The organism is Pseudonocardia adelaidensis (assembly GCF_039543345.1).
Classification (GTDB): Bacteria; Actinomycetota; Actinomycetes; order Mycobacteriales; family Pseudonocardiaceae; genus Pseudonocardia; species Pseudonocardia adelaidensis.
In genome coordinates, this window is sequence record NZ_BAABJO010000007.1 from 194158 (window position 1) to 208677 (window position 14520).

Genomic DNA, 14520 nt, shown 5'->3' on the forward strand with positions numbered 1-14520 from the left:
CGGGATCGCGGTGTCACGGGGTGTGGATCGAACCGACGCGGCGACACGCTCGGTGCGTGCGGGAGGACGAGGAGTGGGCGAGGGACTGGCCGTTCGCGGTGGAGCTGGCCGCGATGCCCCGGGTGTGGGGCGCGTTGCTCGATCTGCACGTCAGCGGCCGGGACGGCCGGTGCCTCGGCTGCCGCTCCCAGGTCCGCATCGCGCCGTACTGGCCGTGCACGCTCTACCGCGCCGCGGCCCGGGCACGCCGCATCGCCGCCCAGTGGTCGTGACCCGCCGTTCCGGTTGCGCATGGTTCGCGCGGCAGCCATGAGCAACCGGTCCTCCGGATCTTGGGCATCGGTTCCCGCAGTATCGGGTGCTCATGGTCGTCGCGGCAGCCATGGACAACCGGAACATCGGACCACGGGGCGGCGCCTACACTCCGCGCCATGGCTCGCGTGCGTCCCGGGGAGGCCGCCAATCCCGCTCCGCCCACCGTGCAGCGGGTGCGGGTGCGCTTCGCCAAGCGGGGGCGGCTGCGGTTCCTCTCCCACCGCGACGTGGCGCGCAGCTTCGAGCGGGCCGTGCGGCGGGCGGGGGTGCCGGTGGCGCACTCGCACGGGTTCAGCCCGCACCCGCGGCTGTCGTGGATCGGCGCGGCCCCGACCGGCACGGCCAGCGAGGCCGAGTACGTGGAGATCGGGCTCACCCGCCCGGTGGATCCCGACGCTCTCGTGGCGGCCCTGGACGCCGCCCTGCCCGACGGGCTGGACGTGCTCGCGGCCGCCGTCGCGGAGGGCGCCCCGCTGGCCGAGCGGATCGAGGCCAGCAGCTGGGTCGTCGAGCTCCCCGGGGTCGAGCCCACCGCGCTGCGATCCGCGCTCTCCGAGCTGCTCGCGCGGGAATCGGTCGTCGTCGAACGCGTCACACCGTCCGGGCGCCGCATGATCGATGTCCGGGGGGCGCTCGTACGTGCCGACGTGCGGGATCTTGCCGTGGAGGGCGCCGCACCGTCGAGTGGCCCGAGCCCGATACCCCCCGATCGGGCGGGAGTCTGTGCGATACTGACGGCGGTCGTGCGGCAGACGACACCCGCCGTTCGACCCGACGACGTGTTGGGTGCACTCGATGTTGTCGCAGGCCTCAGGCCGCCATCGCCCCCCAGGGCGACCCGGACGGCCCAGGGACTGCTCGACCATCAAGGCGACCTGGCCGATCCTCTCGGCTGAAGACCGGGTCACCGCCCGGGCCTGATCCAGAGGGTCGGCACCGGGTGCACCGGTGCCCGCACAGGGCGACCGGCCACCGGCTCGCCGTCGAGGAGTACCGCCTCCCGGGGCGGAGCGAGACCAGAGGATTGCTCGTCGCGCAGCGCGGCGAGAAAGAACTGCACGTGGCCCCTGTGCGGCCGCCTCCACACGGAGGCGCCCGGGGGCGGAGGAGCTGGATGTCGAATACCGAATCGCCCGCCGGTACGCCCGGCGGGCCCGTCACCGTACCCGCCCCGGACGATCTCCCTGAGAGGATGCGGGTGCACGCGCTCGCCAGAAGGCTCGCCCGTACCAGCCGCGAAGTGCTCGCGGCGCTGGCTTCGCTGGGCGTCGAGGTGCGCAGCGCCCAGTCCAGCGTCGACCGGAAGGTGGCCGAGCAGGTGGCCGCCACGCTCGAGTCCCGGGAGGAGCAGCCCGCCACCCGGGAGGCGGCTGCGCAGGACGCGGGCGAGCCGGAGCAGGACGCGTCGGCCGCCGAGTCCGGTGCCGCGCTGGCGCCGGTGTTCGCCCCGCCCACCCCGCTGTTCCAGGCCCCCACCCGGGCGAGCCGCAAGCGCGCGGAGCCCGAGCCGGTCGAGCGGCCCGCAGAGGCGCAGGAGGCCGAGAGCGCCGACGCCGCCCCCGCGGCCGCCGAGGACGACGGCGACGACTCCGACGACGGCACCGGACGCAGGCGCAGGCGCCGCGGTCGCCGCGGTCGCGGCCGGGGCCGGGGCGCGGACGGCACCGACGACGAGACCGCCGAGGACACCACCGGCGAGTCCGGGGAGAACGGCGAGGACGACGAGTCCGAGGCCGACACCGAGGACGAACCCGACGACGAGGGCGAGCAGGACGACACCCAGGGCGACGGCGAGGGTGCCACGTCGCGCAGGCGCAGGCGCCGCCGTCGCCGCCGCGGCTCGGGCGACGACGCGGCCGACACCGGTGACGAGGCCGACCCGCCCAACACGGTCACCAGGGTGCGGACGCCGCGCGAGGCCCGCGAGGCCCGCGAGGACGAGGGCGACGGCGTGCAGAGCGTGCGGGGCTCCACGCGGCTGGAGGCCAAGCGCCAGCGCCGCCGCGACGGGCGCGACGCCGGGCGCAGGCGGGCGCCGATCCTGTCGGAGGCCGAGTTCCTGGCCCGGCGCGAGTCGGTGGACCGCTCGATGGTGGTGCGCGAGCGCGGCGACCGCGTCGAGATCGCGGTGCTCGAGGACGACGTCCTCGTCGAGCACTTCGTCAACAGCACCGGCGGGCGCGACAGCAGCACCGGCAAGTCGCTGGTCGGCAACATCTACCTCGGCCGCGTCCAGAACGTGCTGCCCAGCATGGAGGCCGCGTTCGTCGACATCGGCCGCGGCCGCAACGCCGTGCTCTACGCGGGCGAGGTCGACTGGGACGCCGCAGGGCTCGGCGGCAAGCAGCGCCGCATCGAGCAGGCGCTCGCGAGCGGCGACAGCGTGCTCGTCCAGGTCACGAAGGACCCCATCGGGCACAAGGGTGCCCGGCTCACCACCCAGATCAGCCTGGCCGGCCGGTTCCTCGTCTACGTGCCGAGCGGCGGCGCCGCCGGGATCAGCCGCAAGCTGCCCGACGTCGAGCGCAAGCGGCTCAAGGACATGCTCAAGGAGATCGTCCCCAGCGAGGCCGGGGTGATCATCCGCACCGCCTCGGAGGGCGTGAGCCAGGAGGCCCTCGAGCGCGACGTCCGCAGGCTGCAGGCCCAGTGGGAGGTCGTGAAGGGCAAGGCGGAGGCCAGCGGGCCGAACAAGCCCAAGGCGCCCACGCTGCTCTACGAGGAGCCCGACCTGCTCATCAAGGTCGTGCGCGACCAGTTCAACGAGGACTTCTCCCGCCTGATCGTCGAGGGTGACGACGCGTGGGACACCCTGTCCAACTACGTCGGGCACGTGGCGCCCGAGCTCGCCGACCGGCTGCACCGCCACGTCGGGCCGAACGACGCGTTCGCCGAGTACCGCATCGACGACCAGCTGCTCAAGGCGCTCGACCGCAAGGTGTGGCTGCCCTCCGGCGGCACGCTGGTGATCGACCGCACCGAGGCCATGACCGTCATCGACGTCAACACCGGCAAGTTCACCGGGTCCGGTGGCAACCTCGAGGAGACGGTCACCCGCAACAACCTCGAGGCGGCCGAGGAGATCGTCCGGCAGCTGAGGCTGCGCGACATCGGCGGCATCATCGTGATCGACTTCATCGACATGGTGCTCGAGGCCAACCGCGACCTCGTGCTGCGCAGGCTCACCGAGTGCCTCGCCCGCGACCGCACGCGCCACCAGGTGGCCGAGGTCACCTCGCTCGGGCTCGTCCAGATGACCCGCAAGCGGGTCGGCGGCGGGCTGCTGGAGCACTTCTCCACCCCGTGCGAGCACTGCCGCGGGCGCGGCGTGATCGTCAACGCCGAGCCGGTCACGGCCGGCGGCCGCCAGGAGCGCCTCGACCGGCCCGAACGGGAACGGGACGGGCGCCGCCCCCGCGGCCGCGGTCGCCGGGAGGGCGATGACCGCAACGGTCACGACGTGCGCAAGGCCGAGCCCGTGGCCGCCAACGGGCACGGCACCCGCAACGGCAGCCCCGCCGAGGCGGCCACGGCCGCTGTGGCCACCGGGACCGCCACCACCGACGCCTCGGTCGACGTCGGTGCGCCCGCCCCGGTCGTCACCCCCGCGGTGCTCGACCCGGCACCGCCGGTGTCGCCGGAGGCGCCCGCCGCCGAGCCCGCCGCCGCCGAGCCCGCGGCTCCGGTCGGCAGGCGGATCCGGCGCAGCTCGCGCCGCGGCGTCGTGGAGACCTCGCCCGCGGCCGGCCCGGTGGACGTCGCGGCCGACGCGGTCGAGGAGGTGGTCGTCGAACGCTCGGTCGCGGTCACGCAGGCCGATGCGGACGTCCCCGAACGCACGAGCAGCGACCAGGCGGGCAGCGAACAGGCGGCCGGCGAGCCGGCGACCTCCGGGCCGGCCGAGGCCGATGAGGCGGCGGAGGAACGGCCGCGTCGCCGCCGCGGCCGCGTCGCGCGCACCGCGGGCGCGCCCAGCGCCACCGCGGGTGACGCGCCCGTCGCCACCGTGGTCACGGTGCCGAGCCCGGCGGAGCCCGCCGCGGCACCCACCGCAGCGGCGGCGTCCGTGCCGCCGGTGTCCGTGCCGCCGCAGCCCGAGCCCGTCCCCGCCGCCCGGCCCCGCCGGGCCCGCAGGGCGGCGTCCCGGCCCGCGGGCCCCCCGGCCGGCGAGCCCGGGGGAGACCCGGCATGACCGGCCCCCGAACCCGTCCGGTATCCTGGGAAATCAGCGCCGCCCTGAGAAGCAGTCGCGGCCCGCGCAGGATTTCCTGTGATACGACCCCCGAGCTTCAGGAGCAGTGCGTCGATGTACGCGATCGTCAAGACCGGCGGTAAGCAGTACAAGGTGGCCGTCGACGACGTGGTCACCGTCGAGAAGATCGACGGCGAGCCCGGCGCCGAGGTGGCCCTGCCGGCCGTGCTCCTCGTCGACGGCGACGACGTCACCACCGACGCCGCCGCGCTCGCGGCCGCGTCGGTCACGGCCACGGTGGTCGAGCACACCAAGGGCCCCAAGATCCGCATCCACAAGTTCAAGAACAAGACCGGGTACCACAAGCGGCAGGGTCACCGGCAGCCGCTCACCAGGCTGCAGGTCACCGGGATTTCGCTGTGACATTTCACTACTAAGGAGGACGCCACCATGGCTCACAAGAAGGGTGCGTCCAGCTCGCGCAACGGTCGCGACTCCAACGCACAGCGCCTCGGCGTGAAGCGCTTCGGCGGCCAGGCCGTCAACGCGGGCGAGATCCTCGTCCGCCAGCGCGGAACCAAGTTCCACCCGGGTCTCGGCGTCGGCCGGGGCGGCGACGACACGCTGTTCGCGCTGGTCGAGGGCTCGGTCGAGTTCGGCTACGCGAAGGGCCGCAAGGTCGTCAACGTGGTGCCGCAGGCCTGAGGCCTGCAGTAGAACCTGTCAACGGCGGGCCGCCCCGGGGGTGGCCCGCCGTTGTCGTGTGAGGAGAGTCGATGGCGAAGTTCGTGGACCGCGTGGTGATTCACGCCACGGCGGGCGCGGGCGGCAACGGCTGCGCCTCCGTGCACCGGGAGAAGTTCAAGCCGCTGGGCGGCCCCGACGGCGGCAACGGGGGCCGCGGCGGGTCCGTCGTGCTGGTGGTCGACCCCGGGGTGCACACGCTGCTCGACTTCCACCACCGCCCGCACGCGAGGGCCCGCAACGGCAAGCAGGGCCAGGGCGGGTTCAAGGCCGGGGCCAACGCCGACGACCTGGAGCTGCGCGTCCCCGACGGCACCGTCGTGTTCGACGGCCGGGGTGAGATCATCGCCGACCTGGTCGGGGCGGGCACCCGCTTCGTCGCCGCCGAGGGTGGCCGCGGCGGGCTCGGCAACGCCGCGCTGGCCTCGGCGGCCCGCAAGGCCCCCGGGTTCGCCCTGCTCGGGGAGCCCGGGGAGAGCCGCGACCTGGTGCTCGAGCTGCGCTCGATGGCCGACGTCGGGCTCGTCGGTTTCCCGTCGGCCGGGAAGTCGTCGCTGGTCGCGGCGCTGTCGGCGGCGCGCCCGAAGGTCGCCGACTACCCGTTCACCACGCTCGTGCCCCAGCTCGGGGTGGTCACGGCAGGGGAGGACGTGTTCACCGTCGCCGACGTGCCGGGGCTCATCCCGGGTGCGTCGGAGGGGCGGGGCCTCGGGCTGGACTTCCTGCGTCACATCGAGCGTTGCTCGGTGCTCGTGCACGTCGTCGACTGCGCCACGTACGAGCCGGGCCGCGACCCGGTCTCGGACGTGCAGGCGCTGGAGGAGGAGCTGGCCCGGTACACGCCCGCGCTCGGCGGGGAGCTCGCCGACCGGCCCCGGCTGGTCGCGCTCAACAAGGTCGACGTGCCGGACGCCGCCGAGATGGCCGAGCTGGTCAAGGCCGATCTCGAAGGGCGGTACGGCTGGCCCGTGTTCGCGATCTCCACCGCGTCCCGGGCGGGGCTGCGGGAGCTCACCTTCGCGATGGCCGAGCAGGTCCGCGCCCACCGCGCGGCGCAGCCGGTGGCCGAGCCCACGCGGGTCGTGCTGCGCCCGCAGGCGGTGGACGACGCGGGCTTCACCGTCGAGCCCGACCCCGAGCTGCCCGGCGGGTTCATCGTGCGTGGCGCCCGGCCCGAACGCTGGATCCGGCAGACCGCCTTCGACAACGACGAGGCCGTGGGCTACCTCGGGGATCGCCTCGCCCGCCTCGGCGTCGAGGACGCACTCGCCGAGGCAGGCGCGGAGCCGGGCTGCCCGGTCACGATCGGCGACGTCACGTTCGACTGGGAGCCGAGCACCCCGTCCGGGGTGGCCGTGATGATGTCCGGCCGCGGCACCGACGCCCGGGTGGAGCGGTCCACCAGGGTGACGGCGGCCCAGCGCAAGGCGGCGAAGGCGGAGCGTCGCAGGCACCACTCGGACGACGAGCTGTGGGCCGCGGAGGACGAGGACGAGTGATGCGGTCGCGGGTCGGTCGGCCGGTGCCGGCGTACGGGGGCGGGGGAGGAGCGCGGCCGTGAGCGCCCGGGCACAGCTGGCCGCGGCGCGGCGGATCGTCGTCAAGGTCGGTTCCTCCTCGCTCACCAGCCTCGACGGCGGCCTCGACCCGGCGCGGCTGCAGGCGCTCGTCGACGCCCTCGCCGCGCGCCGGGAGCGCGGGAGCCAGGTGGTGCTCGTCTCGTCCGGGGCGATCGCGGCCGGGCTCGCGCCGCTCGGCCTGACCCGCCGCCCCCGGGACCTCGCCACGCAGCAGGCGGCAGCGGCCGTGGGGCAGCTGCTGCTCGCGGAGGCGTACGCCACCGCGTTCGGCAGGCACGCGCAGCCGATCGGGCAGGTGCTGCTCACCGCCGACGACATGATCCGCCGGTCGCACTACCGCAACGCCCAGCGCACGCTCGAGCGGCTGCTCGGGCTCGGCGTCCTGCCGGTCGTCAACGAGAACGACACGGTGGCCACCGACGAGATCCGGGTGGGCGACAACGACCGGCTCGCCGCGCTCGTGGCGCACCTGATCGGCGCCGAGGGACTGGTGCTGCTCTCCGACGTCGACGGCCTCTACGACGGTGATCCGCGCCTCCCCGGCTCCCGGCTGCTGTCCGAGGTGGAGGCCCCGGCCGACCTGGAGGCGGTGCAGGTGGCGAGCGCCCGGGCCGACTCGCTCGGCACCGGCGGCATGGCCACCAAGATCACGGCGGCGGCGATGGCCGCCGCGGCGGGCATCCCGGTGTTGCTCGCCGCGGCCGAGGACGTCGGCGCGGCGCTCGACGGGGCGGAGGCGGGCCCGAAGGTCGGCACCGCGTTCCGCCCGTCGGGCAGGCGGATGTCGGCGCGCCGGTTCTGGCTGCGCCACGCCGCCGACGTGCGCGGCGCGCTCGACCTGGACGCGGGCGCCGTGACCGCGGTGATCGACCGCAGGCGCTCGCTGCTCGCGGCCGGCATCCACGGCATCTCGGGCGACTTCGTCGCGGGTGACGTCGTCGACCTCGTGGGGCCGTACGGCGTGGTCGTCGCACGTGGGGTCGTGGGTTTCGACGCCGCCGAGCTGCCCGAGCTCATCGGCAAGCGCACCCGTGATCTCGCGCCGGAGCAACGCCGCGAGGTCGTGCACGCCGATGACCTGGTGCCGATGAGCGGTCCCTGAGTTGTCGGCTGCCCGTCCGGGGCACCAGACTCGCCGCTGTGGACGTCGAGCGGGCCCGTAACCGGATGGTCGACGCCCTGCGCGGGGCCGGCCGGGTGCGGTCGGCCGCCGTGGAGGAGGCGTTCCGCGCCGTCCCGCGTCACCTGTTCCTGCCGGGCCTCCCCGCCGCGGACGCCTACGCCGACGAGGCGGTGGCCGTGCAGTTCACCGAGGGCGTGGCCACGAGCTCGGCGTCCCAGCCCTCGATGATGGCGATCATGCTCGAGCAGCTGGGCCTGCGGCCCGGCCACCGGGTGCTGGAGATCGGGGCCGGTACGGGCTACAACGCCGCTCTGATGTCCCGGATCGTCGGTCCGGCCGGTTCGGTCACCGCCGTCGACATCGACGAGGAGCTCGTCGACCGGGCCGCGGTGCACCTGGCCTCGGCGGGCGTGCTCGGCGTCGATCTGGTGGCGGCCGACGGCGCCCACGGCCACCCGCCCGGCGCCCCGTACGACCGGATCGTGCTCACCGTGGGCAGCGACGACGTGCGGCCCGAGTGGGTGGCGCAGCTCGCACCGGGCGGACGCCTGCTGCTGCCGCTGGCGGTGCGGGGCAGCCAGCTGTCCGTCGCGCTCGACCTGGGCCCGGACGGCGTGCTGCGCTGCGACTCGGTGCGCAGCTGCGCGTTCATCCGGCTGCGCGGCGCGGCCGCAGGCGTCGACGCGAGCCGGTTGCTCGACGGCCTGGGAGTCGCGCTCCAGACCCCGGACGACGCACCGGAGCCGGACCTGGAGGAGGTCGCCCGTGCGCTCGCCGATCCGCGGGAGCGCCGCGCCGCGCCGGTGCCGCTGGGTGCGGTGGACGTCTGGGACGGCTTCGGGCTGTGGCTCGCGCTGACCGAGCCGGGCGCGTGCCGGCTCCTGGCCGTGGAACCCGAGACGGTGCTGCCGGACGACCTGCTGCGGTTGGGCTCCACGGGCGGGACGGTGGCGTTGGCTGACCCGGCCGATGTGCCGGGGCTCGCCGCGGTGGTGGCGGCCGAGCCGCCGGGGCCCGGCCCGGTGGCGGTGGCCGTGCGCGAGTTCGGTCCGGGAGGCGCCGCGCTGGGCGCCCGGATGCTCGCCGCGCTGGACGGCTGGGCCGGGGCCGGCCGCCCCGGCGCCGCCGACTGGCGCCTGACGGTGGTGCCGGCAGGGGTGGACGCCCCGACGTTGCCCGCCCCGCAGGTGATCGTGAAGAGGCACTGCAGGGTGCTGGCCGAGAGCCCCGCATCCAGCGTTGTGGAGCCGTAGTGCTGTTCTGAGGCCTATGGAGCCGGAGTGCTGGTTCTCAGGTCGAGGAGGACCTTGCTGCTCCCGGTCGTGCGGTCGGCCGCGACCCCGAGCGCCTCCGCGGCTCGGCTCAGGGGGAAGCGGTGCGTGATCACGGGGGAGACGTCGAGGCCGTCGCGCATGGCGCGCAGCGCGTCGTCGATCTCGTCGACGAACCGGTAGGACCCCACCCAGGTGATCTCGCGGGTCACGAGGTCCCCCAGCACGGCCGGCACGGCGCTCCCGGGCAGGTTGCCGACCTGTACGAGCGTGCCGCCACGGGCGGTGGCCCGCAGCACGGGCCCGATGGCCGCCGCCGCGCCGGACGCCTCGATCACCACCTCGACGTCGTCGGGGAGCGCGGACGTGGTGAGGTCGACGGTGGTGTCGGCGCCGATCGCCGCGGCCACCGCGAGGGCGGGCGCGGCGACGTCGGAGGCCACGACGGCGGCCGCGCCCCGGTGCTTCGCGGCCGCCACCACGAGCGAGCCGATCGGCCCGGCCCCGTTCACCAGCACCGTCTTCCCGCGGACGTCGCCCGCCCGGTGCACGGCGTGCAGCGCGACACCGAGCGGCTCGGCCAGCGCGCCGTGCTCGGTGCTGACGCCGTCGGGCAGGGACCGCACCTGGTCGGCGCGGACCACCCGGTACTCGCTGAACCCGCCGTCGGTGTGCGGATCGAACGCCGCGGACCCGAAGTAGCGCACGCACGGGTGCAGGTTGGTGCGGCCCGCCAGCCGGTCCGGCAGCCGCGCGTCGCCGACGGTCGTGGCGGGGTGGACGGTGGCGGCGTCACCCTCGGCGATCCCGTCGACGCCCGGGCCGACCGCGGCGACCCGCCCGGCCACCTCGTGCCCGAGCACGAGCGGGTGGCGCAGCACCGCGGTGCCGGTGGCGCCGTGGCGGAAGTAGGAGATGTCGGAGCCGCAGACGCCGCCCCACTCCATCGCGAGCAGCACCTCGCCCGGCCCGGGTCGGGGGTCCGGGCGCTCGTCGACCCGGACGTCGCCCGCCGCGTGCACGACCACCGCCCTCACGCCGCGTCCTCCAGCTGGACGAGGTCCCGCCCGCGCGTCTCGGGCGAGAGCACGGTGGCGCCGAGCGTGATCACGGAGTAGGCCACGAGCATGGCCGCGATCGGCCACCAGCTGCCGGTGACCGCCGTGAGGGTGGCCGCGACGACGGGCCCGATCGCGGTGGCGAGGATCCCGCCGATCTCCTTGGTCAGCGCGAGCTGGGTGAACCGGGTGCGGGCGCCGAAGAGCTCGGCCATCGTGACGCTCTCCAGCGAGAAGAGCCCGAGAACACCGATGTTCAGGGCGAGGACCATGCCGAGCACCAGCGCGACGGTGCTGCCGCTGGTGATCATCAGCATCAGCGGGAAGGCGAGCACGACGGTGAGCACCGACAGCGCGACGTACATCGGGCGGCGACCGAACCGGTCGCCGAGCAGGCCCACGACCGGCACGGTCGCGAAGCCCAGCAGCGAGCCGTACACGATGGCGTCGGTCGGGACCGAGCGGTCGACGAGCAGCGTGCTGGCGATGTAGCCGACGAGGAACGTCTGGACGAGCCCCGAGTTCCCGGCCTGGCCGAACCGCAGGCCCAGCGCGAGGAAGAACGCCTTGCCCTTGCGCTGGCGCAGGCCCTCCTCCAGGACGCTGCCGCTTTCCACCTCGGTGCGGCTGAGGGCCCGACCGTCCACGACGTCGGGGCGCTCCTCGAACACCGGGCTCTCCTTGAGGCTCCGGCGCAGCCACACCGCGAAGACCATCAGCACGAAGCTGAGCAGGAACGGGATGCGCCAGCCCCACGACAGCAGCTGCTCCTCGGACAGTGCCGCCAGCAGGAACGCCCAGAGCGCGGACGCGGCGAGCGTGCCGGAGTTCGTGCCGAGCGACACCAGCGACGCGATGAGGCCGCGGCGCCGCACCGGGGCGTACTCGACGAGCATCACGGTGGCGCCCGCGATCTCCGCGCCCGCCCCGAAGCCCTGGATCAGCCGCAGCACGACCAGCAGGATCGGCGCGAGGATGCCGATCTGCGCGAACGTCGGCAGGGCGCCGATCAGCGTGGTGGAGGCGCCCATCAGCAGGATCGTCAGGTACAGCACCCGCTTGCGCCCGATGCGGTCGCCCATCCGGCCGAAGTAGATCGCGCCGGCGAGCCGGGCGACGTACCCGACGCCGTAGGTCGCCATTGCTGCGATCAGCCCGAGCGCCGGGCTGACGTCGGGGAAGAAGAGCTCGTTGAAGACGATGGCGGCCGCCAGCGAGTACAGCTGGAAGTCCATGAACTCCATCGCCGTGCCGAGCCAGCCGGACGTGGCGGCCTTGGCCAGGTCGCGGGTCGTCCGGGTGGCGGGGCCCGCCGTCGTGCTCTCGGTCATGATGATCTCCTCACCAGTCGTGCACGGAGCCGTCGAGGCGGCGGGCGACGGGTAGATAGCGCGGTTCGTAGGGGAACCGGGCTGCGGCCTCGGCGTCGTACTCGACGCCCAGGCCGGGCTCCTCGGACGGGACGAGCATGCCGTCGGCGAACCGCACGCCGGAGCGGAAGACGTCCATCGTCTCCGGGGCGTGCGGCATGTACTCCTGGATGCCGAAGTTGGGCACCGCGGTGTCCAGGTGCACCGCGGCGGCGAGCGTGATCGGGGAGAGGTCGGTGGCGCCGTGCGACCCGGTGCGCACCTGGTAGAGCGCGGCGAGGTCGAAGATCCGCCGCAGGTGGGTGATGCCGCCCGCGTGCACGACCGTCGTGCGGACGTAGTCGATCAGCTGCTCGGTGATCAGCTGTTGGACGTCCCAGATCGAGTTGAGCACCTCCCCGACGGCGATCGGGGTGGTGGTGTGCTGCCGGATGAGCCGGAACGCCTCCTGGTTCTCCGCGGGCGTCGGGTCCTCCATCCAGAACAGCCGGCACGCCTCCACGCGCTTGCCGAACCGCGCGGCCTCGATCGGGGTGAGCCGGTGGTGCACGTCGTGCAGCAGGTGGAAGCCGAACCCGAAGCGCTCCCGCACCGCCTCCAGGTAGGTCGGGGCGAAGCCGAGGTAGGCCTCGGTGTCCCAGGGCTGTTCGTCGGGCAGCGCGGTCGAGGCCGGTTCGTAGATCCCTTCGCCCTTGCGCACGCCGTAGGTGCCGGCGACGTCGGGCACCGCGGCCTGGGCGCGCACCGCGCGGTAGCCGAGCTCGAGGAAGCGCTCGACGTCGTCGAGCAGCGAGGGCACGTCCGAGCCGCTGGCGTGCGCGTACACCGTGACGCCCGCGCGCGATCGGCCGCCGAGCAGCTGGTACACCGGCAGTCCGGCGACCTTGCCCTTGATGTCCCACAGCGCGGTGTCGACGGCCGAGATCGCCGTCATCGTGACGGGCCCGCGCCGCCAGTAGACGCCCTTGTAGAGGTACTGCCACATGTCCTCGATGCGGGCCGGGTCGCGCCCGATGAGCAGCGGCACGACGTGCTCGCGCAGGTAGGCGGCGACGGCCAGCTCGCGGCCGTTCAGGGTGGCATCCCCGAGGCCGGTCACCCCGTCGGAGGTCGTGATCCGCAGCGTCACGAAGTTGCGCCCCGGGGAGGCGACGAACACCTCGGCCCGTTCGATCCGGCTCACCCCAACCTCCTTGTCGCGCAGTACTGGTATACAAGCAGATGTCGCGGAGGCGGTGCAAGGGCGGATAGGCTGGCGCGGTGGCGCAGCCGACCCGGCGGACCAGCCGCAGAACGGTCTACGAGACGCTGCGGCGCAAGGTCCTGACCCTCGAGTTCCCGCCGGGTTCCGCGCTGTCGGAGAACGAGCTCGCCGCCCAGCTCGGCGTCAGCCGCACGCCGGTGCGCGAGAGCCTGATCCTGCTCGCCGAGGAGGGCCTCGTACAGGTCTTCCCGCAGGTCGGGTCGTTCGTCTCGCGGGTCGACCCGGCCCGGGTGGCAGATGCGCAGTTCCTCCGCGAGGCCGTCGAGCTCGCCTCACTCGAGGACCTGCCCACCGAGCTCGACCCGGACATGGTGCGCGAGCTGCGCGAGAACCTCGCCGCGCAACGGCGCCGCGGCCTCGACGTCGAGGAGTTCTTCGCGCTCGACGAGGCGTTCCACCACGCGCTGCTGCGCCTGGCCGGGCACGGCAACGCGTGGGCCACGGTCGTCTCGGCGAAGGGGCACCTCGACCGCGCCCGCAGGCTCGGCCTGCAGGCCACCGCACCGCCCGCCTTCACCGCCCAGCACGAGGAGATCCTCGACGCCGTGCTCGCCGGTGACGTCACCGCGGCCCGGAAGGCCATGCGCGCCCACCTGCGCGCGGTCTTCGACGACGTCGAGCGCATCCGGCATCGCTCGCCGGAGCTCTTCGCGGGCAACCGCGACTCCGTGCCGGTGCGGCGCAACGTGGTGGTGTGGGAGTAGCACCTCGTCGGCCGCTACAGCTCGCGGGAGAGGCCGTGATCGGCCCCAGCGTGACACGAACCGCGCCGCTGCGGCTCGTGTCACGGTCCCAGCGATCATCGCGTCGGCGACGGCCCATCCGGTCCGAGCCCGGTGTCACATCCGGCTCGGCCGGCCGTCGCTCCCGGCGGACGCCCCGACCGCCCGGCTCACGAAACCCGCGGAACGGAGGCGGTCGCCCGCGGCCGCGACCTCGGCGGGTACGTCCTGCGGGAGGGTGAAGCCGCGTGCCGGGTACTCGATGATCCGCTGCAACTCGCCGACCATCATGCCGATGACGAGGCGCTCGTCGCCGATGCTGCGGACGTAGGGCCCGTAGTCCAGGGGCGTCGAGCTGCAGAGCACCTCGACCTCCGGCCAGAGCCGCGTCGCCGTGGCGTGGCTGCGCCGTTCGGCGTAGGGCTTGGAGATCAGCAGGACGGACGCGGGCCGCCGCCCGGCCGCCGCGAGGAGCGCGCGGGAGTTGACGATGTTCGCGCCGGTGTTCGTCGCGTCGGGGTCGACGAGAACGGCCGCAGCGGGCACGCCGAGGGCGAGTGCGTGCTCGCGGTAGTGCACCGCCTCGCCGCGGGGGAAGCGGTCGCGGGTGGTCGGGCTGGACCCGCCGGTGAAGACGATCACTGGGAACATGCCGCGGTGGTAGAGCTCGGCGGCGTGCGTGGCGACGCCCAGGTCGTGGCTGCCCAGGCCGACGGCAGCATCGCAGGGGCGCAGCGCGTGGTCGAGGCGCAGGTAGTGCCAGAGCAGGAGCGCGTCGTCGCGCTCCCGGGCAGTGATGGCGCGGCCCGGCTGTCCCAAGTCGTAGGTCCTCAGCGTCGATCAGGCGTCAGCACGGCTCGTCACACACCGAACTCGGCGCT

Annotated in this window: 13 protein-coding genes; 9 read left to right on the forward strand and 4 right to left on the reverse strand. The window is 74.3% G+C overall.

Annotated elements, in window-relative coordinates; genetic code table 11:
* The first annotated feature begins 56 nt into the window (after nt 1-56).
* From ABEA81_RS11535 to fxlM, 8 genes are all read left to right on the forward strand, one after another.
* Nucleotides 57-272: a hypothetical protein gene (locus tag ABEA81_RS11535; protein WP_345604955.1), complete on the forward strand. Its 216-nt coding sequence runs from the start codon at nt 57-59 to the stop codon at nt 270-272.
* A 159-nt stretch (nt 273-431) separates the two neighbouring features.
* Complete coding sequence (locus tag ABEA81_RS11540; RefSeq protein WP_345604956.1) at nt 432-1211, forward strand: TIGR03936 family radical SAM-associated protein; 780 nt, start codon at nt 432-434, stop codon at nt 1209-1211.
* A 218-nt stretch (nt 1212-1429) separates the two neighbouring features.
* Entirely contained in the window at nt 1430-4507 is a 3078-nt protein-coding gene (locus ABEA81_RS11545; protein ID WP_345604957.1) for a translation initiation factor IF-2 N-terminal domain-containing protein, read from the forward strand.
* A gap of 114 nt (nt 4508-4621) precedes the next feature.
* Nucleotides 4622-4930, forward strand: coding sequence for a 50S ribosomal protein L21 (rplU, locus tag ABEA81_RS11550; RefSeq protein WP_345604958.1), 309 nt, complete (start codon nt 4622-4624; stop codon nt 4928-4930).
* Between the two features lie 27 nt (nt 4931-4957).
* The gene (gene rpmA, locus ABEA81_RS11555; RefSeq protein ID WP_345604959.1) at nt 4958-5212 is read left to right on the forward strand and encodes a 50S ribosomal protein L27; all 255 of its coding nucleotides are present in this window, start codon (nt 4958-4960) and stop codon (nt 5210-5212) included.
* Between the two features lie 71 nt (nt 5213-5283).
* Nucleotides 5284-6750 (forward strand): GTPase ObgE, encoded by a 1467-nt coding sequence (gene obgE, locus ABEA81_RS11560; protein ID WP_345604961.1) that lies wholly within the window; start codon nt 5284-5286, stop codon nt 6748-6750.
* Between the two features lie 58 nt (nt 6751-6808).
* On the forward strand, nt 6809-7933 hold the full coding sequence (gene proB / locus ABEA81_RS11565; RefSeq protein ID WP_345604963.1) for a glutamate 5-kinase: 1125 nt from the start codon (nt 6809-6811) through the stop codon (nt 7931-7933).
* Between the two features lie 38 nt (nt 7934-7971).
* Nucleotides 7972-9207 (forward strand): methyltransferase, FxLD system, encoded by a 1236-nt coding sequence (gene fxlM, locus ABEA81_RS11570; protein ID WP_345604964.1) that lies wholly within the window; start codon nt 7972-7974, stop codon nt 9205-9207.
* A 14-nt stretch (nt 9208-9221) separates the two neighbouring features.
* Here the strand turns inward: fxlM and ABEA81_RS11575 are convergent, their stop codons facing one another.
* The 3 genes from ABEA81_RS11575 to manD are packed head-to-tail and all read right to left on the reverse strand — an operon-like array spanning nt 9222 to nt 12836.
* A complete protein-coding gene (locus ABEA81_RS11575) occupies nt 9222-10262 on the reverse strand; it encodes an L-idonate 5-dehydrogenase (protein WP_345604965.1) in 1041 nt (346 codons plus the stop codon).
* Nucleotides 10259-11614, reverse strand: a complete 1356-nt coding sequence (locus ABEA81_RS11580) for an MFS transporter (RefSeq protein WP_345604967.1) — start codon at nt 11612-11614, stop codon at nt 10259-10261. Before ABEA81_RS11580 ends, ABEA81_RS11575 begins: the two co-directional genes overlap by 4 nt.
* 10 nt (nt 11615-11624) lie before the next feature.
* On the reverse strand, nt 11625-12836 hold the full coding sequence (gene manD, locus ABEA81_RS11585) for a D-mannonate dehydratase ManD (RefSeq protein ID WP_345604968.1): 1212 nt from the start codon (nt 12834-12836) through the stop codon (nt 11625-11627).
* A gap of 77 nt (nt 12837-12913) precedes the next feature.
* Here manD and ABEA81_RS11590 point away from each other — a divergent pair, with 77 nt between their 5' ends.
* Nucleotides 12914-13621 (forward strand): GntR family transcriptional regulator, encoded by a 708-nt coding sequence (locus ABEA81_RS11590; RefSeq protein ID WP_345604969.1) that lies wholly within the window; start codon nt 12914-12916, stop codon nt 13619-13621.
* 135 nt (nt 13622-13756) lie between these two features.
* On the opposite strand, the gene ABEA81_RS11595 is transcribed toward ABEA81_RS11590, so the two are convergent.
* Nucleotides 13757-14458 carry a YdcF family protein gene (locus ABEA81_RS11595; protein ID WP_345604970.1) on the reverse strand — a complete coding sequence of 234 codons (702 nt, stop codon included), beginning with the start codon at nt 14456-14458 and terminating at the stop codon, nt 13757-13759.
* Nucleotides 14459-14520 lie beyond the last annotated feature (62 nt).

What these genes read in the sequence shown, in the direction of transcription:
- ABEA81_RS11540 (WP_345604956.1), top strand. Translation starts at nt 432, where the DNA reads ATGGCTCGCGTGCGTCCCGGGGAGGCCGCCAATCCCGCTCCGCCCACC.
- ABEA81_RS11545 (WP_345604957.1), top strand. Translation starts at nt 1,430, where the DNA reads ATGTCGAATACCGAATCGCCCGCCGGTACGCCCGGCGGGCCCGTCACC.
- rplU (WP_345604958.1), top strand. Translation starts at nt 4,622, where the DNA reads ATGTACGCGATCGTCAAGACCGGCGGTAAGCAGTACAAGGTGGCCGTC.
- rpmA (WP_345604959.1), top strand. Translation starts at nt 4,958, where the DNA reads ATGGCTCACAAGAAGGGTGCGTCCAGCTCGCGCAACGGTCGCGACTCC.
- obgE (WP_345604961.1), top strand. Translation starts at nt 5,284, where the DNA reads ATGGCGAAGTTCGTGGACCGCGTGGTGATTCACGCCACGGCGGGCGCG.
- ABEA81_RS11580 (WP_345604967.1), bottom strand. Translation starts at nt 11,614, where the DNA reads ATGACCGAGAGCACGACGGCGGGCCCCGCCACCCGGACGACCCGCGAC.